The organism is Lacticaseibacillus mingshuiensis, from assembly GCF_016861785.1.
In the GTDB taxonomy this organism is placed as follows: domain Bacteria; phylum Bacillota; class Bacilli; order Lactobacillales; family Lactobacillaceae; genus Lacticaseibacillus; species Lacticaseibacillus mingshuiensis.
Genome location: NZ_BOLS01000008.1, coordinates 1 through 24,926, shown reverse-complemented (window position 1 = coordinate 24,926; position 24,926 = coordinate 1). Strand labels below are relative to the sequence as shown.

At 49.9% G+C, this 24,926-nt stretch carries 21 protein-coding genes and 1 pseudogene; 18 read left to right on the top strand and 4 right to left on the bottom strand.

Going from position 1 to position 24,926, the window contains the following annotated elements:
- Positions 1–45 precede the first annotated feature (45 nt).
- From helD to coaA, 7 genes are all read left to right on the top strand, one after another.
- Positions 46–2,361, top strand: a complete 2,316-nt coding sequence (helD, locus tag JUE67_RS06310) for an RNA polymerase recycling motor HelD (protein WP_203626407.1) — start codon at positions 46–48, stop codon at positions 2,359–2,361.
- Positions 2,362–2,366: 5 nt separating this feature from the next.
- Complete coding sequence (locus JUE67_RS06305; protein ID WP_225877882.1) at positions 2,367–2,846, top strand: acyl-CoA thioesterase; 480 nt, start codon at positions 2,367–2,369, stop codon at positions 2,844–2,846.
- Positions 2,847–3,117: 271 nt separating this feature from the next.
- Positions 3,118–5,754, top strand: coding sequence for an Ig-like domain-containing protein (locus JUE67_RS06300; protein ID WP_203626409.1), 2,637 nt, complete (start codon positions 3,118–3,120; stop codon positions 5,752–5,754).
- Positions 5,755–6,028: 274 nt separating this feature from the next.
- The gene (locus JUE67_RS06295) at positions 6,029–6,514 is read left to right on the top strand and encodes a FeoA family protein (RefSeq protein WP_203626410.1); all 486 of its coding nucleotides are present in this window, start codon (positions 6,029–6,031) and stop codon (positions 6,512–6,514) included.
- The gene (feoB, locus tag JUE67_RS06290) at positions 6,507–8,612 is read left to right on the top strand and encodes a ferrous iron transport protein B (RefSeq protein WP_373301793.1); all 2,106 of its coding nucleotides are present in this window, start codon (positions 6,507–6,509) and stop codon (positions 8,610–8,612) included. The genes JUE67_RS06295 and feoB overlap by 8 nt, the downstream gene beginning before the upstream one ends.
- A 15-nt stretch (positions 8,613–8,627) precedes the next feature.
- Positions 8,628–8,801 (top strand): FeoB-associated Cys-rich membrane protein, encoded by a 174-nt coding sequence (locus tag JUE67_RS06285; RefSeq protein ID WP_125695787.1) that lies wholly within the window; start codon positions 8,628–8,630, stop codon positions 8,799–8,801.
- A 210-nt stretch (positions 8,802–9,011) separates the two neighbouring features.
- Entirely contained in the window at positions 9,012–9,938 is a 927-nt protein-coding gene (coaA, locus tag JUE67_RS06280; protein ID WP_203637073.1) for a type I pantothenate kinase, read from the top strand.
- Positions 9,939–9,960: 22 nt separating this feature from the next.
- On the opposite strand, the gene JUE67_RS06275 is transcribed toward coaA, so the two are convergent.
- The gene (locus JUE67_RS06275) at positions 9,961–10,119 is read right to left on the bottom strand and encodes a hypothetical protein (protein ID WP_203626412.1); all 159 of its coding nucleotides are present in this window, start codon (positions 10,117–10,119) and stop codon (positions 9,961–9,963) included.
- Between the two features lie 165 nt (positions 10,120–10,284).
- Between JUE67_RS06275 and guaA the strand changes: the two genes are divergently transcribed.
- The 3 genes from guaA to JUE67_RS06260 all read left to right on the top strand — a co-directional run bounded on the left by guaA (position 10,285) and on the right by JUE67_RS06260 (position 14,275).
- Positions 10,285–11,835 (top strand): glutamine-hydrolyzing GMP synthase, encoded by a 1,551-nt coding sequence (gene guaA, locus JUE67_RS06270; protein WP_203637072.1) that lies wholly within the window; start codon positions 10,285–10,287, stop codon positions 11,833–11,835.
- A 270-nt stretch (positions 11,836–12,105) separates the two neighbouring features.
- Positions 12,106–12,966 carry a DNA adenine methylase gene (locus tag JUE67_RS06265; protein ID WP_203637071.1) on the top strand — a complete coding sequence of 287 codons (861 nt, stop codon included), beginning with the start codon at positions 12,106–12,108 and terminating at the stop codon, positions 12,964–12,966.
- 19 nt (positions 12,967–12,985) lie between these two features.
- Positions 12,986–14,275: a type II restriction enzyme gene (locus tag JUE67_RS06260; RefSeq protein ID WP_203637070.1), complete on the top strand. Its 1,290-nt coding sequence runs from the start codon at positions 12,986–12,988 to the stop codon at positions 14,273–14,275.
- Between the two features lie 173 nt (positions 14,276–14,448).
- Here JUE67_RS06260 and JUE67_RS06255 read toward each other — a convergent pair whose 3' ends face one another.
- The gene (locus tag JUE67_RS06255; RefSeq protein WP_203637069.1) at positions 14,449–15,261 is read right to left on the bottom strand and encodes a hypothetical protein; all 813 of its coding nucleotides are present in this window, start codon (positions 15,259–15,261) and stop codon (positions 14,449–14,451) included.
- Between the two features lie 121 nt (positions 15,262–15,382).
- Here JUE67_RS06255 and JUE67_RS06250 point away from each other — a divergent pair, with 121 nt between their 5' ends.
- From JUE67_RS06250 to JUE67_RS06225, 6 genes are all read left to right on the top strand, one after another.
- On the top strand, positions 15,383–15,673 hold the full coding sequence (locus JUE67_RS06250) for a hypothetical protein (RefSeq protein ID WP_203637068.1): 291 nt from the start codon (positions 15,383–15,385) through the stop codon (positions 15,671–15,673).
- A 99-nt stretch (positions 15,674–15,772) separates the two neighbouring features.
- Entirely contained in the window at positions 15,773–16,156 is a 384-nt protein-coding gene (locus tag JUE67_RS06245; RefSeq protein WP_203637067.1) for a hypothetical protein, read from the top strand.
- The gene (locus tag JUE67_RS06240) at positions 16,146–17,489 is read left to right on the top strand and encodes an FtsK/SpoIIIE domain-containing protein (protein ID WP_203637066.1); all 1,344 of its coding nucleotides are present in this window, start codon (positions 16,146–16,148) and stop codon (positions 17,487–17,489) included. Before JUE67_RS06245 ends, JUE67_RS06240 begins: the two co-directional genes overlap by 11 nt.
- A gap of 2 nt (positions 17,490–17,491) precedes the next feature.
- Positions 17,492–18,712: a replication initiation factor domain-containing protein gene (locus JUE67_RS06235; RefSeq protein ID WP_203637065.1), complete on the top strand. Its 1,221-nt coding sequence runs from the start codon at positions 17,492–17,494 to the stop codon at positions 18,710–18,712.
- A 32-nt stretch (positions 18,713–18,744) separates the two neighbouring features.
- Complete coding sequence (locus JUE67_RS06230; protein ID WP_373301792.1) at positions 18,745–18,978, top strand: DUF3173 domain-containing protein; 234 nt, start codon at positions 18,745–18,747, stop codon at positions 18,976–18,978.
- Positions 18,979–19,047: 69 nt separating this feature from the next.
- The gene (locus JUE67_RS06225; RefSeq protein WP_203637064.1) at positions 19,048–20,283 is read left to right on the top strand and encodes a tyrosine-type recombinase/integrase; all 1,236 of its coding nucleotides are present in this window, start codon (positions 19,048–19,050) and stop codon (positions 20,281–20,283) included.
- Positions 20,284–20,772: 489 nt separating this feature from the next.
- On the opposite strand, the gene JUE67_RS06220 is transcribed toward JUE67_RS06225, so the two are convergent.
- Positions 20,773–21,834, bottom strand: coding sequence for an IS30 family transposase (locus JUE67_RS06220; RefSeq protein ID WP_203628571.1), 1,062 nt, complete (start codon positions 21,832–21,834; stop codon positions 20,773–20,775).
- 146 nt (positions 21,835–21,980) lie between these two features.
- On the opposite strand from JUE67_RS06220, the gene JUE67_RS06215 reads away from it, so the two are divergent.
- Both JUE67_RS06215 and JUE67_RS06210 read left to right on the top strand, forming a co-directional pair.
- A complete protein-coding gene (locus JUE67_RS06215; RefSeq protein ID WP_048603272.1) occupies positions 21,981–23,051 on the top strand; it encodes an ABC transporter permease in 1,071 nt (356 codons plus the stop codon).
- Positions 23,052–23,061: 10 nt separating this feature from the next.
- Entirely contained in the window at positions 23,062–23,778 is a 717-nt protein-coding gene (locus JUE67_RS06210) for an ABC transporter ATP-binding protein (protein ID WP_048603271.1), read from the top strand.
- Positions 23,779–23,843: 65 nt separating this feature from the next.
- On the opposite strand, the pseudogene JUE67_RS06205 reads toward JUE67_RS06210, so the two are convergent.
- Positions 23,844–24,848, bottom strand: a pseudogene (locus tag JUE67_RS06205) (IS30 family transposase); the annotation flags it as partial.
- Positions 24,849–24,926: the final 78 nt, after the last annotated feature.

Genomic DNA, 24,926 nt, shown 5'->3' with positions numbered 1-24,926 from the left:
TTGTTTCCCCTGAAAACGTGGTATCATATTAAAACGATTATTTTCATGTTCTCGTTTGAAGGGGGCCATGTTTTGACCAAAGAACAAGTGCGCGAACAACAACACCTTGATGGCATCATGGACGAGCTGCAGGCGGCCGACAAACGGCTGACCGCCGAGATCGCTCGGACCAAAAATGAGGAACAGTCGCTGAACAAGAATTTCTTCAGCGACATGTCCCTCAATTTCAGTAACGATGCTGAATCGATCGAGACCGCGGCATCCATTCAACAGCAGCAGCAGATGCTCGATGAGCGCAGCAATGCCTGGCAACAGTCCACCCAGCAGCTGAAAACAGTCAAGCGCCTGCAGGTCTCGCCGTTTTTTGCCCGCATCGACTTCACGGAAGGCAAGGAAAAACCGGAGACCATCTACATCGGGCTCGGCTCGTTCACCAATAAGGCCGGCAAATTCCTGATCTACGACTGGCGTGCGCCGATCAGCTCGATCTATTACGACGGGGGCCTCGGCCATGTGACCTACCAAACGCCGGACGGCCCGCAAGTCGTCGATGTTTCGCTCAAGCGGCAGTTCGTCGTTGAAAATGGGCAGATCACCACGATGTTTGATACCACCGAAACGATCGGCGACCAAATGTTGCTGGAAGTGCTCGGCGAAAAATCCGACACGCAGATGAAGAGCATCGTCACGACCATTCAGCGCGAGCAAAATCAGATCATTCGTGACACCACCGCCGACTTGTTGTTCGTGCAAGGGGCGGCGGGCTCCGGCAAAACATCGGCGGTCTTACAGCGCGTGGCCTATTTGCTGTATCGCTATCGGGGCAACCTTAATTCGAGCCAGGTGATCATGTTTTCCCCCAACCAGCTGTTCTCGGATTATATTGGCAACGTGTTGCCGGAGTTGGGCGAACAGAACATGGTCCAGTTCACGTTCTATCAGTATGTGTCCCGGCGCGTACCGAACATCGATGTGCAGGATCTGTTTTCGCAGTTTGAGGCGGTGCTTTCGCCGGCGCAGAAAAAGGTGGCCAAGCTCAAGGGCAGCCTCGCGTTTTTCAAGGCGACGGAAGACTATGCGGCCAGTCTTGAAAAAGGCGGCATGCGGTTCCGCGATATAAAATTCAATGATACCGTCTTTTTCTCAAAAAAGCGGATCGCGGACATCTTCTATAGTTATAACGCGAATTATCATCTCGGCAATCGCCTCAGCGCGACCAAAGAACGCCTTTTGAACATGCTCAACCGGCGTGTCGAAAGCGAAATGAAGGCCAAGTGGGTCCAGCAGGCGGTCGAGGACCTGTCGGATGAGCAGATTCGGATGCTGCAATCCGAGGGCAAGACCGAGTTCGAGAATTCTGATGAAGAGTACAAGTTCTTCGCGCGCAAGATCGTGGTCGACGCCTTCAAGACGATTCAGACCGCCATCACGCGGAACCATTTTCTCAACGTTCGCGGCCAGTACGTGCAGTATCTCAAGGACGCGGGCAACTTCGTGGATCTGGCGAGCTTCGGTCTCACGCAAAAAGCCTGGGACGAAGAGGTCGCTGGGTTTATCGCTGCCTTCAAGGATCGCCGCCTGACGATGGTCGATGCCACGCCATACTTACACCTGTACGATCTGATGACCGGCCGCCACGGCGAGCGCGACATGCGCTATGTGTTCATCGACGAGATTCAGGATTACACCCCTTATCAGCTGGCTTATCTGAAGGGGAGTTTCCCGCGCGCGAAGTTCACCTTGCTGGGCGACCTCAACCAGGCGATCTTCACGAAGGACGACTCGCACACGTTGATCCAGGACGTCTCGCGCCTGTTTGATCCCGAGAAGACCCGCGTTGTGCAATTGACCCAGTCGTATCGTTCGACGGCGCAGGTGACCGAGTTCACCAAGGCCATCTTGCGCTCCGGCCAGCGCATCGACGCCTTCGATCGCCAGGGTCCATTGCCGACCATCGCCGTGCGCGACACGGAAAATCAGTTGGTGACGGCGCTGATCGATCAGCTCAAAGTCGACGATAACGCCAAGCAGACCAGCGCCATCATCGCGAAGACGTTGGAAGAGGCGCAGACCGTCTACGAAGAACTCAAGGCGGCCGGCGTGCCAGCGACCCTGATTCAATCTGAAAATCAGCGACTGGTGCCAGGCAACATTGTCGTCCCATCTTATCTGGCAAAAGGTTTGGAGTTTGATGCGGTCATCTTGTGGCAGGTCAACGCCGCCAATTTCCACGAGGAAGACGAACGCGAATTGCTGTACACGATCGCCAGCCGTGCGATGCACCGCCTGACCATTTTGGCCAGCCCGGACCTGTCGCCGCTCCTGGCCGGCGTGCCGGCGTCCCGTTATGAAAAGAAGTGAGTGCGATGCATTTTTCTGAGACCTTGGCCACCACGACGCACCGCGTCTTTGAAGGCCAAATGAATGAACACGACTCGCTGTTTGGCGGCCAGACCGTTGCCTGGCTGGATGAAAATGCCAGCATCGCAGCGCATCGTCTCGCACGGCGCGGCCTCGTCACCGCGTCAGTTGATCACATGGAATATGTGACTCCCGTTGCGATCGGGGATGCGGTGATCTATCAAAGCGTCGTGTCCGGCGTGGGGACGCGGTCGCTTGAGGTGTTCACCAAACTTGTCGGCGAACAGATGGACTCGGGCGAGCGCTACTTGGCCGGCTGGAGCTTCATGACCTTCGTGACGCGCACCCCGGACGCACTGCCGACGCTGGAATTTGACTCCGCATTCGGCCAGCGCCTCAACGCCGGCTATGCTGAGCGCCGCGCCCGCAACAAGGCCCTGCGCGATGCCGCGCCGATCACGCGCGATGACATATCAATGCTCTGAGAATATTTTTTCCGCAAAGCTCTTTGTTGGCTTTGCGGTTTTTTGATTCTAGGTGACTGGCAGAGATAAAACGGAAAAATATATTCACGTTAAATAGGTAAACTAAATTGAAACCCCATACATAGCCATCGATGAATTCATTTTGAAAAAGTATTTTAGTTAAAACTGGCATCCGCGGCCAGAAAGCCCCCGTATAATTGAATTGTAGACAAGAAACATCCGGTTTGTGGCCGGCGCCTCACAAAATCGATCATATGGAGGTTTGACCAAGATGGCAAAAAATAAGCATCAGATCACGCGCAAAGAACATTATCGTCTGTATAAACGTGGAAAAGGCTGGGTCGCGGTGCTTGTCACCGCGTTGACCCTTGGCGGCATTGCCATCGGGTCAGGCACACAGGTCCAGGCCGCCGAGACCCCGGCCGTTGCCGAGACGGCAGAAGCCATGCCAAGCAGTGAGACGAGTGAGGAAGCGGCGGCTGAGACTGCGACCGAAGCTTCGACCGAGACGTCGACTGGAACTCCGACAGAAACTGCAAATGGAACTCCGACCGAAACTCCGACAGCAACCGAGACTGGGACCGAAACTTCGACCGAGGCAGGGACCGAAAACGCAACAGAAACAACGACGACGACCACTTCGGAGGCTAGCGAAGCAGCCCAAGCGTCAACCGACGATGCCTCGACCGAAGCGACGCCAACAGCGGCCTCGGCGACCCAAGCCGAGGCAGCTGCGACCCTTCAAGCCACGGCCACCCCAGTCGTCACGATGACCTCTGCGCAGGCCCCGGTGAAGACTGACGCGCTGACCGGCGCCTTGCTGGGGACCAACGTCAATGGGACGCAAACCAGCGCCGGCCAGTGGACCACTCAGGTGCCGCAACAATCCAAGTCGACGATCGATCTGACCTCGTTGACCACGGGCACCGTTTCGTTGTCCGGAACTGGCACGGCGGGCGCGATCATTCGCTTTTATAATGCGGCAGGCGAGGTGATCACAAGCACCACCGTCGATGCGAGTGGTAAATGGGCTGTGACCGTCGACGCGGCGGCTTACACCCCGGGCACGCAGATCTATTTGACCCAGCAGAGTGGCACGCTGGCCGAAAGCAACAAGGTTCCCGTCACGATTCCGCTGAAAAATGTGCCGAACGTGGCCGTGACGAGTGCGACCGTGATCGACGGGGTGGGGACCCTCACCGGGGTCGCTTCGCCAAACGCCATCGTGAGCGCGTATGCCAGCGATGGGACCGTCACCCATGTCCTCGCAGACGCCACTGGCAGTTTCACCCTGACGACAACGCAGGCCGCTGCCGGCAGTACCTATTTTATTTTCCAAACGGTCAACGGCGCCATGGGCCAAAGCGTGGCGGTGTCGCTTGCTTCTCCAGTCGCCGCGCCGACCACGACCGCGGCGATCAATAGCGGCGTCATGGTCGTGTCCGGGACGGGCCTGGCCGGGGCAACGGTGGCCATTCGCGATGACGCAGGCACCACGCTCGCGACGGCGCTTGTGGCAGACGACGGCACCTACAGCGCGACAATCACCGGGGCGACCTCGGCCTTGAAACTGTTCGTCTCGCAGACGACCGCGGAAGGCACCAGCCCCTCTGTTTCGCCGAGCCTCGGCATCACGTTGACCAAGCGGCTGGCGATTCTAGACAAAACAGTGATCTACGGCCAATACACCCAGACGCAAAAAAATAGTTATAACATCGCGGTGTATGACAACGGCCAGGCGTTGACGCTGGCCAACCAAGACCTTGTCATCGAAAACGCGGTGTACTCAAACGGCGGCTACCTGCAGGCCGGCACTTACACAGTTGGCTTTTCAGACGCATACAAGGCGGCGCGGATGGCAGCCGACGCCACATTGACCGACGCCTCATTTGGCACCGCAACTCTGACTGTTTTGCCGCGCCAGATCACGGTTGCGTTTGGCTCCGCCGAAAAATTGGTCGGGGAAGCTGACCCGACGATCAACTTCACGATCGCTGGCCTGCTGGGCAACGATACCGGCGATCTGACGGTGAGTGAACCAGGCGCCGCCTCTGACCCAGCCGCAACGGCCTCGGCCACGCTTGTGATCAACATGACCCGTGAAGCGGGCGAGCTAGCTGGGACGTACGAGCTTTCCGGCGTCGTTCAAGGCGACACGCCGAATTACCTCATCACCATCGAAAACGGGCAGCTGGTCATCCTGGCGCAGGAACGATCCGCGACACCTGATCCGGTCAGCGTGTCGCCGGATGATTACTACAACAATCTCGGTACCACGCAGACAGCGCGCGTTTCCTATGTGATCGACGGGCGCGAGGCGTTTTCCCAGACGCTGACCGGTATCGCAGGGGACCCGATCGTCTTTTCGACCGCGGCCTTCTTATCTGAAAATGCGCCTGCATATGCCGTTTTGTTTGATGGCACCGCGGATGGGGGCACCTATGATTACGATCCGGCGACGGTGCAGGGGTTTGTCGTGACGTTGGTGGCACCCACCACACCAACCGATTCGACCGATCCAACAGATCCAACGGGGCCGACTAATCCAACAGACTCAACAGATCCAACCGATCCGACGACACCCACTGATCCAACCACGCCAACAGACCCAACGAATCCAACAGACCCAACTGATCCAACCACGCCTGCGCAGCCTGAACCTGGGCCAATCGTGAGCGACACTGGGACAGGTGCGCCAGTGTCGACACCGCTCGCCAGCCGCACCCAAGCGCCAACGACCAAGACCAGCGAGACGACTGATCCGACCAGCGAAAAATCGACGGCCGCTTCTGCCACCGGAGAGGCCTCATTGCCACAAACAGGCGACACCAACGATGGCTTCGTCGCGATCTTGGGCATGTTGCTGCTCGGCGGGGTGTATGTCGGTCGGCGCAAACGCGAAAACTGAACCACCAGCAAACCATAACTCACACTTTTAGCCACCTGCGCACACAAACGTAGGTGGTTTTTTCTGCCTTCAATCCGCTGAATCACAAGACCCAATCTGTGTCATCAACGCACACCACGGCCAGGCCGAAAACGCTTCTGACTAGTTTTTGCAATGTAGCACTCGGCTGTATTTATTTCGCTGGTTATTTGTGACAATTTTCGCGAAAGGCCCCACAAGATAGAAAGAAAACGCTACAATGATTTGAGAAGAAACACACGAAAGGAGGCGCCTCATGCAAACACTGACAGATGTGCCGCGGCCAGGTGCCTTCATCATTTTGGGCGTGACCGGGCGACCGGCGCTGGTGCGGCATCTTGCGGAAATGGGACTATTGGTGGGCAAACGCATCACCGTGATCCAGACCGCAGATGGCCCAACCGGTATGCTCGTGTTTTTCCAAGGGCAGCGATTGGCGATTTCAAACGATATTGCAGCCAACATTCAAGTCGCGCCGTTGACCGCCGCGCAGCTCGATGATGCGGTGCCGCTGGCTGGTGTTCCCGTGCACCGTTCGGCGATCGTGGCCAAGCTCACCGGCACGCCGGCGCTGCGGCAACGGCTGATGGACATGGGCCTGACGCGCGGCACGATGGTCACGGTGCACCAGGTGGCCCCGCTCGGCGATCCACTCGAGCTGATCGTGCGCGGGTACAAACTCAGCTTGCGCAAAGCCGACGCGGCCTCGGTGCTGGTGGCGGAGGTGGACGCGCATGACTGACATGACGATGACCGCCACTACCTATGCGCTGGTCGGCAACCCCAACTCGGGCAAAACCACGCTGTTCAACGCCCTGACCGGCGCGCGCCAGAAAGTGGGCAACTGGCCCGGCGTCACGGTGACGCGCAAGGCCGGCCGCTTGAAAAATGCCGACGCCACGATCGTTCAGGACCTCCCCGGCACCTATTCGCTGTCGCCGTATAGTAGCGAGGAGATCATCACCCGCGATTTTTTGCTCGACGAAAAGCCTGAGCGTGTGATCAACGTGGTGGATGCCACGAACCTCGAGCGAAACCTCTACCTGACGCTTCAGGTGATGGAGGCGGGGCGCCCGCTTGTGGTGGCCTTGAACATGATGGACGTGCTGGCGAAAAGCGGCCGCCAGATCAATGTGAAGAAGTTGAGTTATGCGCTTCAGGTGCCCGTGGTGCCGATCTCGGCGCTGAAACGTGACCACCTCGACGACCTGATCGCCTCGTGCCAGACCCCGACCAGCGGCCACTATCCGTATCCCGAATACGATCCGCGCCTCGAGTCCGCCCTCAGCATGATCGCCGACCAACTGCCGGAGACCCCAGCTGACCAGCGGCGATGGCTCGCAATCAGGCTTTTCGCCAAGGACGAGGCCGTGGTTGCGGCCACGACGCTCACGCCGGCCCAGCACCAAGAGATCGCCGCGACGATCGCCACGGTGGAAAAACTGTTCGGGGACGATAGCGCCAGCATCATCGTCAACGCCCGTTACGACTTCATCGCGCGCATCATCGCGATGGCCGTGGTCGATGAGCAGGATTTCGTCGAATCCGTGTCCGACAAGATCGACCGCATCGTCACCAACCGCTGGCTCGCACTGCCGATCTTTGCGGCGGTCATGTGGGCCGTCTATTATCTCTCGATTCAAACAGTCGGTACGCTCGGCTCCGATTGGCTCAACGATACTGTCTTCGGCCAGTGGCTGCCAGGCGCCGCGACGCACCTTTTGACGAGCTGGCAAGTCGCGCCGTGGCTGCAGAGCCTGCTGGTCGATGGCATCATCGCCGGCATGGGCGCTGTGCTCGGGTTTTTGCCCCAGATCATGATGCTGTTCCTGTGTTTGGGCATCCTGGAAGATTGCGGCTACATGGCGCGCATCGCGTTTGTGATGGACCGCATTTTCCACCGCTTCAATCTCTCCGGCAAATCGTTCATTCCGATGCTGATCGCGACGGGTTGCGGCGTGCCCGGCATCATGGCGACCCGCACCATCGAAAGCGACAAGGATCGGCGGATGAGCATCATGCTGACAACATTCATGCCCTGTTCCGCCAAGCTGACCATCATCGCGATGGTCGCCGGCACCTTTTTCCCGGCGCAGTCCTGGGTTGCCCCGAGCGCGTATTTCATCTCGATCCTGGCCGTCATCGGCTCCGGTGTCTTTTTGAAAAAAACGGTGCTGTTTGCCGGACCACCGGCGCCCTTCGTGATGGAACTGCCGGCGTATCACTTGCCGAAGCTGCAAAACCTTGCCCAAAGTGTCTGGCAGCGGGCGGCTGGCTTCGTTCATAAAGCCGGCACCATCATTTTCCTGTCATGTGTCGCGCTGTGGTTCCTCGCGAACTTCAACTGGCGCCTGCAAATGGTCTCGCAAAATCAGAGCCTGCTGCGCGACATCGGCCTCGTGCTCGCCCCGCTGTTTGCGCCGCTGGGCTTTGGCGACTGGCGCGCGACCGTTGCCACCTTGGCCGGTCTGATCGCCAAGGAAAATTGTGTGGGGACCCTGCGCATTGCGTTTGGCCCCGGCAACTTCGGGGACCTGCTTCGCGGCGCCTATGTGCCCATGGCCGGTTACGCGTTTTTAGTTTTCAACTTACTGTGCGCGCCGTGCTTTGCGGCGATCGGCACCATGTATAAAGAATTCGGTGAGGCGCGCTGGACGTGGCGCGCGGTCGGCTACCAAACCGCCGTGGCCTACATGGTCGCGACCATCGTGTTCCAAAGCGGCCAACTCGTTGCCGGCACCGCCACGCTGGCAGGGGCCGGGCTCGCCGCAGTCTTTGCTGGAATCATTATTTTTGGATTGTTCATCAAGCAGCCGCAAGCAGACGCGGCCCTTGCGTGAACGGGGAGGCCAATGATGGCAACGTTCATTATTGCAGCATTGTTGATCGCATTGATCGGCGTCGTGGGGTACAATCAATTTTTTAATAAGAAGAAAAAAGCGGCCGGCTGCAGCAAATGTGCCGACGCCGGCTGCCCCTTGTTCGACCAAGCCCAAATGATGAAGCAAAACAGTCAAAAAAAAGCGTGAAGAAGAAGCGGGACAACTGGCGGACTTGGGTCCGACAGGTAAGTTCCTGCAACAACAGGTCCGTTTTTGGAACCCGTTGTTGGAGGCCTTAGCTGCTCGGGCCCGGACAGTTGGCCCACGTCACTGCGATAACAGACATATGCTATCTAGGAACTGGGCCAAGCCCTGTTTTGTCCCAGTCGCCACACCCACTAACATGTTGAGGATATTATGCGATCGGAAATGAACTACTACAAATTCAGCCGCGACGAATGGGCGACGTTTCATGCCCACAATTTTGCCTCGGTCTCAGATGCTGAGCTGACCCAGCTGCGCTCCTTGAACGATATGATCTCGATGGACGACGTGAAGAAGATCTACTCACCGCTGCGCCACCTGATTCATATTCGGTACCGCGACTATCAGCAGGACGAATACACGCTCAGCCAATTCATTGGCGTGCCGCACCACCCGCACCCATTCATCATCGGCATTGCCGGCAGTGTGGCCGTCGGGAAAAGCACCACCGCGCGCCTACTGCAGCTGCTGCTGTCGCGGGCGTATCCCGACCGCTCGGTGCAAATGATCACCACGGACGGCTTTTTGTATTCCAACGCCGAACTTGAACGCCGCGGCATTCTGGACCGTAAAGGCTTCCCCGAAAGCTACAACATGGATCTGCTGATTCATTTTCTGAATAATGTGAAAAATAATTCCGGCGTCATTCGCGCGCCGAAATATTCGCATCAGATCTATGACATCGTGCCCGATGAGGAAGAGGTGCTCGATCACCCCGACATCCTGATCGTCGAAGGCATCAACGTCCTGCAGCTGCCGAGCAAACAGCCGATCTACATCAGCGATTATTTTGATTTTTCCATTTATGTCGACGCCGATCCTGCGCTGATCGAGCAGTGGTACCTCGAGCGGTTCGGCATGTTGCTGGACACGGCCTTCACCGACCCGACCAACTATTATTACCAATACGCGATCGGCGACCGTAACGAAGCGTTCCAGATGGCCAAGGACGTGTGGCGGGATGTGAACTTGAAGAACCTCAACGAATTCATCCTGCCGACGAAAAATCGGGCCGACGTCATCTTACATAAGACGCACGACCATTTGATCGATGAAGTAGCGCTGCGCAAGTTCAACTAGCAGCCAGCCAGGAAATGGTCAATTAACAGCCAGTCAGGAAAAAGAAAATAACCAGCGGGGCGATCGCAAGTAAGACGCCGAAGCCGCAAAGCATCGCCGCTTGTCGGTGTTGGCCGCGCCCCCATGTAAAAGCCGCCAGCAGCAGGACGGCCAAACTCATGGTAAAAAAGATCATCGTCATGGTGATTCCTCCTGGGCGTATTTTCCCAGAAACAGGGGCTGATGTCTTGGTGCGGCGGGAAGCTTGGGGAAAATCCAATGAATGAGTTTTTTCTCATCTTGAATTGACCGGCCGGCGAATTTTCCGTATAGTAGGAGCAACTTAAATAAGGGAGTGTGGGCAAACGTGGCAAACCAGACCCAGGATTACGATAAGATCATCGTCCTCGATTATGGCAGTCAGTACAATCAATTGATCACGCGGCGCATTCGCGAGTTCGGCATTTATTCCGAGCTCAAGCCGCACACGATCACGGCAGATGAAGTGCGCAAGATCGCGCCAAAGGGCATCATCTTCTCTGGTGGTCCCAATTCGGTGTATGACAAAGGCGCGCTCGGCGTTGACGATGAGCTCTTCGAACTCGGCATTCCGATCTTGGGTGTGTGCTATGGCATGCAGCTGATGGCCCAGCGCCTCGGCGGGGATGTTGAGCCCGCCAGCAACCGTGAATACGGCAAGACCGAGATCACGGTGACGGATCCGACCGCCGCTGTTTTCAAGGACCTGCCAGCCACCCAGACCGTTTGGATGAGCCACGGCGACCTCGTGCAAAAGGCGCCAGCCGGCTTCCGCGTCACCGCGACCTCGAAAAATTGCCCGATCTCCGCGATGGACGACGACGAACGCAAATTCTACGGCATCCAGTTCCACGCTGAGGTCCAAAACACCCAGTATGGTCACGAGATCCTGCACCATTTTGCCTTCGACGTTTGCGGCGCGACCGCAAACTGGAACATGGGTGACTTCATCGACGACCAGATCGCATCCATTCGCGAAGAAGTCGGCGACAAGCAAGTCCTGCTTGGCCTTTCCGGCGGCGTGGACAGCTCCGTTGTTGCGGCGCTGCTCAACAAGGCGATCGGCGACCAGCTGACCTGCATCTTCGTGGATCACGGCCTGCTGCGCAAAAACGAAGCGGACCAGGTCATGGAGAGCCTCAATGGTCGCCTCGGCGTGAAGATCATCAAAGTCGACGCCGCGGACCGCTTCCTCGGCGATTTCGCCGGCGTCACGGATCCTGAGCAAAAGCGCAAGATCATCGGCCGCGACTTCATCGAAGTCTTCAACGACGAAGCCCGCAAGCTGCACGGCATCGACTATCTCGCCCAAGGCACGCTGTACACCGACGTCGTGGAATCCGGCACCGACACCGCCCAGACGATCAAGTCCCATCATAACGTCGGCGGCCTGCCAAAAGACCTCCAGTTCAAGCTTATCGAGCCGCTCAACAAGCTCTTCAAGGATGAAGCACGTGAGCTCGGCGAACGCCTGGGCCTGCCGCATGACCTCGTTTGGCGTCAGCCGTTCCCTGGCCCCGGCCTTGGCATCCGTGTCCTCGGCGAAGTGACCCGTGAAAAATTGGAGATCGTCCGCGACTCCGATTGGGTCCTGCGCGATGAGATCGCCAAAGCCGGCCTTCAGGAAGAGATTTGGCAGTACTTCACCGTTTTGCCAGGCTTCCGCTCGGTCGGCGTCATGGGCGATGGCCGGACCTACGATTACACCATTGCCGTCCGTGCGATCACCTCGATCGATGGCATGACTGCCGATTTCGCCCGCATCGACTGGAACGTCTTGCAGAAGATTTCGGCCCGCATTGTCAACGAAGTGGCGCACGTCAACCGCGTCGTGTACGACATCACGAGCAAGCCGCCGGCAACTGTGGAATGGGAATAATGAAGTAAGTGAAGTTGAGGCCAGAATGTTGATTTAACGGCATTTCGGTTGTCATAAAACGGGATAAATAGTGGGTCATAACAAAGATGCCCCACCAAAATCACCACCAAAGATAGCCGTTGTTGCTTAGGTAACGGCGGCTTTTTTTGGCTACAATGAGCCACTAAATTCATTTCTAAGCCGGGGGACATGGCCGTATTTTCTTTTAAAATGTGCTTGCGTATGATATCATTAAAAGGCGAACATCCGTTTTGTGAAAGGGGCACTGAAATGGCAAAAAATCCACTTGTTAAGCCGTTTGTGAAGTGGGCTGGTGGTAAACGGCAGTTAATGCCACAGATAACCAAGTATATGCCAAAGCACTTTGGAAGGTACTATGAACCATTTGTAGGTGGCGGTGCCGTTTTTTTTAATTTGCAGTATCCAAAATCAACAATCAATGATTTTAATACGGAGCTAATTCTGGCGTACAAGTCTATACGAGATAATCTTGACGATTTGTTAACCGTTCTGAAGATTCATGAGGTCAATAATACAAGTGACTACTATTACGAAGTTCGAGATTGGGATAGAAATGGATTGATTGACCAGAAATCGGACGTTGAACGTGCGGCTAGGTTCATTTTTTTGAACAAAACGGGGTTTAATGGTTTATTTCGGGTTAATAGTCAGAACCAAATAAATACGCCATATGGTCGTTATAAGAATCCTGCAATTGTTAACGCTGAAGTTTTAACCCAAGTCAGCAAGTTCTTGAACAAACCTACTGTTAAGATTTTGAACGGTGATTTCGAAAACGCTGTTAAAGGTGCTAAAAGAGGAGATTTTGTATATTTTGACCCGCCGTATGCACCAATGGTTGATGATAAGCAGAGCTTTGTTGGTTACACGCTTAATGGGTTTGGCTCGGATGAACAGGAGCGGTTGCGTGACCTGGTTGATAAATTGACAGATAAGGGTGTTAAGGTCATGGTCAGCAATTCCGCGGTTCCTTACATTAAGAGCATTTATTCAGCTTATCAAGCTACTACCCAGATTGTTCCTGCAACACGGAATATTAATTCTAATGGTGCTGGCCGTGGTAAAGTGGACGAAGTTCTGGTGATGAATTACAATTATCTCAACGAATAGAAAAGTATAGGGGCCATTTATGGCAAAACAGAAAGCTGAAACCAAGGCTAACGTGGCGTGGCAGCAAATTTTTGATAAGTATGACATCCTCCAGCATATTCAGAATGAGGGTGTTTTTAGTATAACCGCTGACCAAATTAAGCCATTTTATGAACCACGCTTAATCACAAAATTTGACTGGTCTACTAGTCTACCTAAATTGTTAAAATCGAATCATTTAGCAATTTTGCCAACCAATCGGGGAACATATTCAATTGCACCTTTTAAAGCGTATAAAAAGCTTGACGTGAAAATTATGAAACCTACGCCAATGCCACTTCCAGACTGGATACAGACTTTTGATAAATTTGACATCACCTCCGAAGCAGTAGCGTTAAATGTTGCAAAAGCCACTGGGATGATTGATGTAATTATGAATAGTCCTGAAGAATTTCCAGCGGTTGACACTATAACGGGGAGAATTGGCTCGGGTGATTTTAATTACAATATAGCTATGCGTGACAATTCCATTTATAATTTCACGGTTAAAAAGGCACAGGTTGAAATTGATGCAGGTTTTGAAAATATAGATAGCATGGCAGTGATTGAGGCTAAAAGTCATATTCCAGACGATTTTATGATTCGCCAACTGTATCATCCTTACCGAGTTTACTACGATTTGGGGATAGATAAGCCAATTCTTCCTTTTTATTTCACTTATGCCGATGAAGTTTACAATTTTTATCAGTATGAGTTTAAGGATTACAATAACTATTCTTCTATTCAATCGGTGCGGCAATTCAGCTTTATTGTTGATAAGACGCTGAATTTAAATATTGATGTGGTTAAAGAAATTTCTGCCAAGTCACCGATGCTTCCTGAATCGAACGACTTTCCATATCCGCAGGCTAATACTTTTCCAATGGTGTTGGATACGATAAAATATCTTGATCAGCCTAGAGATAAGTATGAATTGGCGGAGCAGTTCAGCTTTAATTCTCGACAGAGTGATTACTATGCAAATTCTGTGCGCTTTTTGGGGCTCGCTACCAAAGAGCATGGTAAGTATCAACTAAACGAATTGGGACGGCAAGTAAATGCACTCCCTAATTCTAATGCAAGGAATCAGTTAATAATTAAGCAGATACTGAGTCATATCACGTTTAAGAAAGCCTTTGATTCGTATATCAGAAATTTTGGGGAGGCCGATGATGCGTACATTGAGCAAGTTTTGGGTAAATATGTTCCAAACATTTCAGGGAGCACAATACCTAGACGAGTGAGCACGGTTAAGCAGTGGATTAACTGGATTTTCTCTGTAATCGTATAATGCACCGGCAATAGCTTAGTGTTTTAGCAAATGTTGTGTGACAAACGCAATTATTTCCGTCCTTTCGTGCAGTGAATATACTGAATCTAAAGGTTGAAAGTTAATAAATTGCGCTCTATAAAAAAGCGACTGTCCAGTTGGACAGTCGCTTTTAATATATATTAGTTTATTTTTCAATAAAATAATGACACTTCATATCTGTGTACATTTTGCATGGCTTGAATTGCCTTATCAAGTTCAGCGGACACGTTTGAGAATTCATTGCGTCTCTGTTTATCATCTTGATACCACGCACGGCTTTCTTCTTCAAAAGCCTCATAGACATTTAAAGATAAATGATACGCCAGTGTACCAGTATCATTTGGAGCTGGTTTGAGCGGTGTAAGAATGGCTGTGAGAGTTGTCAGCAAGAATTTGGGAAATCTGACGGAGAATTTTTGGAATGGCTTTCCATAAAATTCATCTTGAAATTGACGAGCCAAGTTGGCTTCAAGAGGTTCTGAATTTAACATCTTTGCACGTTGGAAAAGCTCAAGCAGTGCTTCGTCCTTGATAGTATCGACGTCTTCATTTTTCTTGCGACTGTCTATGACGGGATATATATCATAACTGATGCCTGCACGCATATGAGCAAAGTCCACATTAGCAGTTAGGACCTCAAAAAGAAGTTCACGCAGACTGCCCATTTTGTCTGTGTTTTTGTATGAATAAATGTCATCAATAGCCTCTCTAAGTAGAACATCCCACTTGAGATTCCCCCAGAGCATCTGCTCAATACTGTCGAATTTCAGGGACTTTTTGATATCTTGTGCATTGAAGTCGCTCATCAAGTTTGGATATTTGTCATTTCGTCTATTGTTGATGATATTACTAACTAGCGATTCATCAGGTAAGATGTCCGACCGCTTTAGACCAAGCTCTTTCTTTCGTTGCTTAATGGCTAAACTAATTGTGGTAAATACGTATTCTGTGGATTTTTCAAACATAATTCTGGCTCCTTTTTAAATGTGGGACAAAACATGGTGAAGCGGAGGGTAAAAAGCCATATTTAACTCCTACTAATTGAGCATATACTAGAACTATACAAAAGACAAGGAGGTGTCGGCGATGTCTGAGACGTTAGCTATTCAAGGCAGATACACTCATGCACTCATGAACAATTCAGTTTTGACGGAGGTTGGGGCATCAGATATGCAAATTCAAGATGCTGCGGCAACGTTGGAATATCTGGTTTCATTTTATGATGAACAGTCAATTTGTTACCCTCCAACTTTGGTTTTCCATCTGGGGTCAATGAGCGTCACGCTTGAAAGTATCTCTGATTATCAAAGCTGTAAATGGGACTTAATTGCGGTCATTTCTACTAGAAGATGGAACTCCGAAAACGGACGCGAATAATTTCTATCTGATTAACCTTGATGACCAAAGTCACGATGTCATTAAAAGCTGGACAATACTTTGAAAGGCGACTACATCTTGTAGTCGAAGGTGGCTCACATGCCATTACAGAACACATGGTTGCTTACGCATACCGTTTTTGACGACCCGAAGTTTAAGGCCAACACGAATAACCAGTTCGTCTTGGTTTCTCAACGTCCATACGCCAGCAAGAAGAACCCACAGGATATTGGGGTATCAGTAACCCTCCAAGTGGTTAAAGACACTGGTGATTATGGTATTGACAAGAAAACCGGTTTGAAGCGCGATAACAACGTCCTGAACACCTTTGATGTCACGGTCTTGAACGGCGCTCAACGTCTGGACGCACAAAAGGGTGACATCATTCGGCTTGGTGAGATGATTGTTGAAAAGACCTTTATCATCGGTTTTGACCTGATTCTTCGCTATAAGGATGTGCAGGTGATTAAGCGTGCAAAGTAAGGCTAAAACCTCACGGTATCTTCGTGGGCAGGCCTTAGTTGTCATTGAATCCCTATTACTGTTGATGGTAGTAGGGATTTTCCTTACCACGCGATACCTTCAAATACTGATTCCTGATGTAGTTCTAATTGTATGCATCATTGTGATTGTGGTCGGTGTTATTTGCTCATTTGTAATCTGGTCAATGCGCAATCACCTTAGTAAAGGTTTGAGTTATGCACTTCGCCATTACAGGTTGTGCCTGTCAGTTCGCCGTTCCTTACTTGATGCCGCGTATTATGTACCGCGGCAGTTCTTCGGAACTGCCGTGGCCCAGTTACCTAAAGTTAAGCTTACCTTCGTAGACAATTATCAGCGTGGATTGCTGTTGGTCGAAAATCGTGTGAAGTATGCCCAGCGTTTGGACACTGCCCAGTTATCTAGTGCGTTAAGGCGATATGTAGTTGAACGCTCGTATCTTAGCGATGATGAGAACTACTACTGTTTTGAATTGTTTGATAGTCGGCTTGAACGGCGGTTAGAGTTCCGTTCTGTTGATGAATTGCTAAGTTACGGTGTGCATATCGGCGTTTCGGAGTTGTTTATTGATAAGTTCACAGTGATTCCTCTGCACCACACGCTAATTGTTGGGCAGACGGGTTCTGGTAAGACTTACGGTGTGTATTCTTTACTGTTGCAGATGCTTAGCAAGCCGGTGCAGTATCACCTATATCTAGCCGATCCGAAAGGCTCCAGCCTTTCGATTCTCGGCGACATGATTGCGCCTGACTGTACTGCTGAGGATGTTGATGATATTGTAGCTCTCCTGCGTGAGTTCAATGATGCAATGAATAAACGCAAGGCTGATTTGAAAGCTAAGTTGGCCACTAAGCTTGAGGCGTCATATTCGGACTTTGGATTCAGCCCGTATGTTTTTATCTTTGATGAATACGCGTCATTCCAAAGTGTTGTGCAGGCTATGGATAAGAAGCACCGCGATGAGGTCAATAAGCTGATTTCGCAAATTGTGCTTCAAGGGCGCCAGTTGGGCTTCTTCCTGTTTGTTGTTATGCAGAAGAGTGATAGTACGTCATTGCCAACGATGATTCGCGATAACTTACCACTGAAAATTGTTTTGGGTAATGCTGAACAACAAACCTATGTCACTGCGTTTGGTACTGGTGTTGAAATTCCTAGTCGTGACTTTCGCAAGGGTGAAGGTGTGTACACTTTTCCTGGAGTTGCTAACACGCCTAAGCTGTGTGCATTTAGTTACCTAAACTTTGATATTAACGCCGCTTTTCGTGCTAAGCGGGGGTTATGTAATAACCCCCGCTCCAGTAAAGGAGATTAGAAATGGAACCAACACTTTTAATAGGGATTGATGAGTTCACAATGGTACTGACGGTTGATAAATCTCAACTAGACGATATCCGTGACTGGTCACCAGTAGCCATTAATGTCATTAATCGTTTTTCCCAAATGACAGAGCTTGAAACTGTGTTTGGCCAAGAAACACCATTGACCGGTAAAATTCCTCAAGGCTATACGATTGGTTATCAGTATGGTGATAACCCGTTCTATTTTGCCATTGCCTATCATCCTGAAAACGTTCAGATGGGGATTGTGGTTAAGTTCTCTGCTTATGCTTGGGCGCGTTATTGCCATGAGTGGGCTAGATTGCATCAATCGCCAATGACGATTAAGCAGTTCTGTTTGCTGATGGTGACCGATGATTTTCAGTCACGGCTTAGTCGAATCGACTTTACCGCTGATTTTCAGAACTACAATTTTACCGTTGATGACTTATACCGGCATTTGACTGATGGTTCATGGATTATTCAGAATGCTGATGGCAAAAAGAACCCATCAGGCTTATCGGCGCATGAGGTTAATAAGATTGTTGAGACTTTCTATGTGGGCTCAAAGAAGGGCAACACGCGGCTGTTCATGCGCGTTTACGACAAGCGGCGTGAGCAGATGGAGCAACCCAGTTTTCGTTATGAAGAAGCATTGGCAGTTGAAAGCTGGGTGCGACTTGAAGCGGTGTTCAAAGGTAAGTATGCGCATCAGATTACGGACAGTATTCGTGATGAGCTGGGTAGCGATGAACAGTCAATGAAGGCGTTCATCGCGAGTAAGCTACTGGAGAAGTACCGCTTTGTGGACGTTGAGACAGAAGAATATGCTGACTTAACGGTTGCGCTCCTGAACGTGGTTGATGCGGGTGAGCACGATTTCAGCCGGTTACGTTTGGAGAGTCCACGAGATAGCGAGCTTATTAGGTCAATTCAGTATTTGATGTTTAATTCTGGGTTGTTCACTACGATGTTTAAATGTGATGCAATCTGGGGGAACAATTCTGGTATTGAGTTATTGCTAAGGATGGCGGCTGTCTATCTTCGTGGACGTCACCCCCCTGATGATGCTGTTCGATGGGTTACACTTCATCGAAAAGAGATGGCGAAGCGAACTCTATTTGAACTCTTTGCCGAAATTGATACTACTCAAGAAGCGATACAAAAAGAGACTACCACCACGCCTCCAACAGCAGATGGTGATAGTCCCCGTTCCTAGCGTAGACAATGGGTCTACTCGTTTAGTATCTCATGCTTCTTGTAAGAATGAAAGAAACGAGAATGATTATGACGAATACAATTTGTAAACAAGACTTGATGGCAATTGGCTACAAAGAGCACACTGCACGTAGTCTGATTTGCCAAGCCAAAGCAATTATGGTACAAAAGGGGTACCCGTTTTACAACAATCGCCGATTGGGACGTGTCCCGACCGAGGTCGTTGAGTCAATCATTGGCACAACACTTCACCGAGAAGTGGAGTGATTAGTGATGACAAGTAAGCTACAATAAACAACGAAATATGCAGGTGTTTTCAAAGACCTGAAAAGCGGTATGTATTTTTACCAGACAGAATTGGGCATTGACCGTATTACGGGTCGAAGGGTTAGAAAGAAGGCGCGCAAAGACTTAACCGGCCGCCCGTTTAAGACGGCTATGGCGGCGAATAGGGAACTGACCCGCGTAAAACGAGAGTATTATCAGGTGAACAGTTACGCAAACTATCAGATGACGTATCGTGAGTATATGGAGCAAGTCTATATTCCTGCGTACAAGACTGAAGTTGAAGAAAGTACGTTTGCCGTACGTCAAGGTGCGTTTGTGCAGTTCTGTGACCGCTTTGGGTCAAAGCAACTGCGCGACATTAATATTGAAGATGTTCAGAATTTTCGAACCTTTTTGCTGACTGATACTGATGAAGGTGGCGCTGGTTACTCTCAATCGTATGCCAGTTTGGTGTTCGGAATGTTTCGCAAGACATTAGATAGGGCTGTTTCCTTACAGTACCTTGATTTCAATGTGTCAAAACGCATCAAAGCAATTCCTAAATCGAAAGCCATTGTCCCATATTGGACGGCGAATGAGTTCAAAGCGGTTATCAAACAAATCTACATCGGTAATTTTCTGGAGAATCTGTACTTTGTGATGTTATGGGTCTATTTCATGACTGGGGTTCGGGTTAATGAAGGTATGGCACTCTGGTGGAGTGATATAGACCTGGATAACAAGCATTTACGAGTTCACCATATGTTGTATCTGAAATCGCGGACTGATTGGACACGAAAAGACTATACGAAGACTGCCGATGGTAAGCGGACGATTGCGCTAGATGATACAACGGTTGATGTATTGCGTAAGTGGCGGGAACGGCAGAAACAAGCAGGGTTAGGGCATGATGATGACTTCGTGTTTACCTATGATGGACTGCCGATGATTAAATCCACGCTAGCACGTGTTATTCAGCGCTATGCGACAGCGGCTGGGGTGAAACCTATCCAAGGGAAGGGACTCCGCCATAGCCACGCTTCATACCTGATTAATGAGTTTAACGTGTCCGTCTTGGTCTTATCTAAGCGGCTTGGCCACAGTGGGCCGGATGTTACCTTGAAAAACTATTCACATATGTGGGTAGGTGCAGATACAGCTATCGTGGAACAGATGGAAGGTAATATCAAAGTAGATACAGCTGAACAGAGTTCGGTTAAGTTTAACGGCAATCAAGCAATCAAAAATTTGAGTGAACTTGGTGCCCCACCAAGCACACCACCGGAAAGCCGGAAAGATGCTTGAAACGTTGATATGTAGGCATTCCTATGAGTGCACTTTCTCTTGAGTGGGAATAAAAGGTACATGTAAATTGAACCCGGAATGTTGATTTAACGGCGCTTTCGGGAGATGCAAAGGATATGATTGGCGGGGGAATTGTTACGTTCCCCGCCAAAATCCCCGCCAAGTTTGGGCCGATTGAGGGCTGAGTTGGCGGGGATTTTTTTGTTTAACTCAAATCTACGAAAAAAGCGATACATGTATCTATCTGGAGGCAGTCTATTTTTGCGCAGTCTATGTTGGGCAGTTCATTGAGTTCCTAATTTATAATGGATATACTTGGACAAGGGACTACACGACCGACGATGTCTATCGTCAAAATAGCACCATAATAGAGGAGCTTACTGATGAACGAAGCGGGGAAAAAAGAATTCCCAAAATTGCAAGAACAAGTTAGCCGGGGTGTTGAGACACTCCCAAGAACAGTCTGTTATCTTATGAGTGGTTCATTGTTTAGCTTACGTGTTGTGCTGAACGCCGAGTCCGGCGCACTTCGGTCTCAAAACACTCCTGGGGGCTACGGTAGTCTATCTTTCTCCGGGGAAGCCCGTTAAGACGGTCTTGGGTAGCCAGCACCTGGCTGGGACTAACATCATCCAGCGACTCGCCTTTTGGGTAGTCACGTCTAATCATGCGATTGTGGGCCTTGTTGGAGCCGCGATCGCATGAGGTGTATGAATGCGCGTAGAAGATGTCTGTATCTGTATCCTCAAAGGCCTTATTCAGAGTCGAGAACTCCGGGCCATTGTCTGCGGTAATCGTGCGCAGACAGTCACCCCACTCAAGCTTGATTTCTCGTAACGCAAACTCCACAGAGTCCGAGTCTCGGCCGTCGATCAGTCGGAGAAGTTGGCAACGAGTCTTCCGCTCAATCAGGCTAAGGATGACGCTCTCACGGCCATTGCGTTTCCCGACAACGGTATCCATCTCCCAATGTCCGAACTGCTTGCGGCGTTCGACAGCCTTAGGACGCTTCTCAATACTGCGGCCGGCTAGGCGCTTATGCTTAGTGCTCTTGTGTTGCTTGGTCCGCCGATTTGCCTTCTCCACGAGATCGATGTTCCGAATTTCTAAGCGTTGATCATCGATGTAGCGATATAAAGTGGTTGTGCACACCATCTCCTCAGGGGTGAATAGCTTGGCTCGCCGTGCGGCGCCAACGGCTGCATCAGGCGACCAGTGTTCAGTCTTGGCCTGATTAACATACCAGGCCAGGAAGTGGCTTGTAGCGGCGATTTTATCCGGCCTATGACAATTCAGACGTGCGGTCTCATAGCGCGTCTGAGCAGCTTCAGGACTATATTCCGTATGATAGATTAGTTTGCCATTAATGCGCTTAGCCTGCTTGACAGTCCCTCGGTCAATCTCATTATTGATGGTTTGATGGCAGACGCCAATTTTGGCAGCAATTTCGCGTTTGGAGGTGCCGGTGGCGTAAAGTTCTGCAATTCTACCGCGTTCCATTTGAGACAAATGATGACCTGGTTGACGACGTGTGATATCCTGTTCATGCATCAGGACAATACCTCTTCCATTGTTTGTGTAGGAACTTCAATGATACAGGATATCTGTTCTTGATGTTTTTTATTGTCCAAAAAATTTTGAGACAGTGGCTAACTTGATTCTAAAATGCGCGAACATTTTTTAGTAGAGGTGACAATATGTTTTTAGCTTGGAATGAAATAAAACATGCTAAATTAAGATATAGCTTGGTAATGGGCGTAATGTTCTTAATCGCCTATTTGGTGTTTTTCTTGACAGGACTTGCTTATGGACTTGCACAAGACAATCGAACAGCTATTGATAAATGGCAGGCAGATACGATTTTATTGAGTAAAGAAGCCAATTCAAATTTAAATATGTCAATGATTGCCAGAAAGGAATTAGACAATGTAGATGCCAAAAATAAAGCCTTACTTGCACAAACACCTGGCGTAATCGTTGACAATTCTTCAGAAGATAATGAAAAAATTGACGTTAGTTTTTTTGGGATTGAGGCAGACAGCTTCTTAGCACCTAAAATAGTTGAGGGAAAGATGTTTGCTTCAAATGATGAAGTGGTTGCTGATAGTAGTGTGAAGGAGCAATACGGCATTAAAATAGGTGATGAGCTTTCGCTTTCGGGGAATGAAAAAAAGCTCACAGTAGTTGGTTTTACAGAAAATGCAAAATTTAGCGTTTCACCAGTGTTATACACGAGCATTAACGCGTTTCAAGAAATTCGCTTTGAAAAAGAGGATACGAGTGAGAATGCGCGAATCAACGGCATTGTGATTAGGGGACCTCTTGCCGCATATCCTGATGATTTAGAAAAAATTTCAGTGGGCAATTTCATCAATGATTTACCAGGGTACAGTGCACAAGTACTTACTTTTGGCTTTATGATTGGGTTTCTTATTGTTATTGCGGCAATTGTTATTGGTATTTTTGTGTATGTCTTGACCATGCAAAAGCAAAAAATATTTGGCGTCATGAAGGCACAAGGAATTTCGAGCGGCTACATTGCTAAATCTGTCATTGTTCAAACATTCTTATTGGCTTTTGTGGGTGTTGTAATAGGTGCTTTAACAAGTATTTTGACATCTTTTCTATTGCCAGCCGCGGTTCCGTATCAAAATAATTACTTATTTTTGATAGGTGTTAGTATTTTGATGCTATTGTTCGCAGTTTCAGGTGCGTTATTCTCAGTTAGGACGATTGTAAAGATCGATCCTCTAAAGGCGATAGGTTAGGAGTGATAGTGTGAGCGCAATAGAATTCATTGATGTTAAAAAACAGTTCAAAGACGGCGACACAACAATCGAAGCATTAAAAACAACAAATTTCAAAGTTGAAAAAGGCGAATTTGTCGCAATAATTGGCCCTTCTGGTTCAGGAAAAAGTACCTTTCTTACGCTTGCAGGGGGACTACAGTCACCTACTGAGGGTCAAGTTAAAATCAACGGTGAAAACTTTAGTGAAGAAAAAGAAAAAACGCGGGCCAAGTTGAGGTTTAAAAAAATTGGCTTTATCTTGCAAGCTTCAAATTTGATTCCGTTTTTAAGTGTCGAAAATCAGCTGAAATTGGTCGATAAAATTAGTAGCAAGGAACAGCACTTATCGAAAGATAAATTATTTGATCAACTAGGAGTTTCTAAGTTGGTAAAAAAATATCCAGAGGAATTGTCAGGCGGAGAACGTCAGCGTGTGGCGATTGCACGTGCGTTATATAATGATCCTACAATTATTTTGGCAGATGAACCAACCGCTAGCTTGGACTCAGAACGAGCTTTTGAAGTTGTAGAAATTTTGGCTAAAGAATCAAAGGAAAAAAACAAAGCGATCATCATGGTGACACACGATATTCGCTTGGTTCAGTACTGTGACCGGATTATTGAAATTAGAGATGGGCTGATGGTTGAAAAAGATGCGGAAAAAATAAAGCAAAAATATGCCCGTGAAGAAGACAATGAAAATTAGAAAAAACCCCAATTTTAAAGTCAAGTGCAACGATGATAACGAATCCTTGATAGTGGTCTAGTCTGTTACGCCATGCATCGGTAGTAATCGCATGGGCGAAGATAGTTCAGAATACGTCTTGGACGATGGTTCAGTGCGGATTGGACTGCTTGAATTTCAACCAGGATAACTGCTCTGAGAGACTTCCCTTTCGGGAAGAATTCCCTAAGCAGTCCATTGGTGTTCTCGTTTGTGCCACGCTCCCAAGGCGAGTACGGATGCGCGAAGTAAATCTGGGTTCCAACAATCTCTGATAACTTGGCAAACTCGGAACCATTGTCAAAAGTGATACTCTCAAACTCCTTGGCCCCGTAGTCGTCGATCGTGGCCTGCAAGGCTTTAAGGCAGGTGCCCGCATGATAGTCAGGAATCTTGACGATGATCTCAGTCCGGCTGTACCGTTCTGTGAGCGTCATTAATGCTGGCTCATCAGATAAGCGAATACCTTTAACCAAGTCGCCTTCCCAATGTCCCACGCCTGTGCGGTCATTCACGGCCGCAGGACGCAACTCGATTGAGTCGCCGTATATCTTCTTATTCTTGCGCTTGTGGGCGCTCTTATAGCCTTTGATGCGGCGTCGGAGCTTCTTGGGAAGTGTCATGTTGTCTAGCTCAAGCAGCCCGGCGTCGATGTAGCGATACACAGTTGTCGTTGAAGGGCAAGCCTTGCCCTGGTCGCGATAGAAGTGTACGAAGCTATCAACGCTGTGTACGCGCGGCTTACGAGTAAGCTCCCTGGCGAGAGCCTTGAAGAACGCACGGCCGGTCTTAAGAAAGGCGTAGTGACCGGTTCTATCGCGTTTACGGTCGTGCATGGCTTGGGCAGTTTCCGCAAGATAGACTTGATGCGAGTGACGCTTCGAGTCGAGCTGAGTTACAGATCCACGCGTGATTTCTCGTGAGATTGTCGCTTTACTGCGATGAAGCTTCTGTGCAATCACGGTCGCGGTGTCACCAGCAGCCCGAAGGGCCTGAATTGTAGCACAGTCGCTAAAACTGAGTTGTTGGTAATGCTTGTGGGTGTTAGTCTGACGCGCATTTTAGAATCAAGTTAGCCACTGTCTCAAAATTTTTTGGACAATAAAAAACATCAAGAACAGATATCCTGT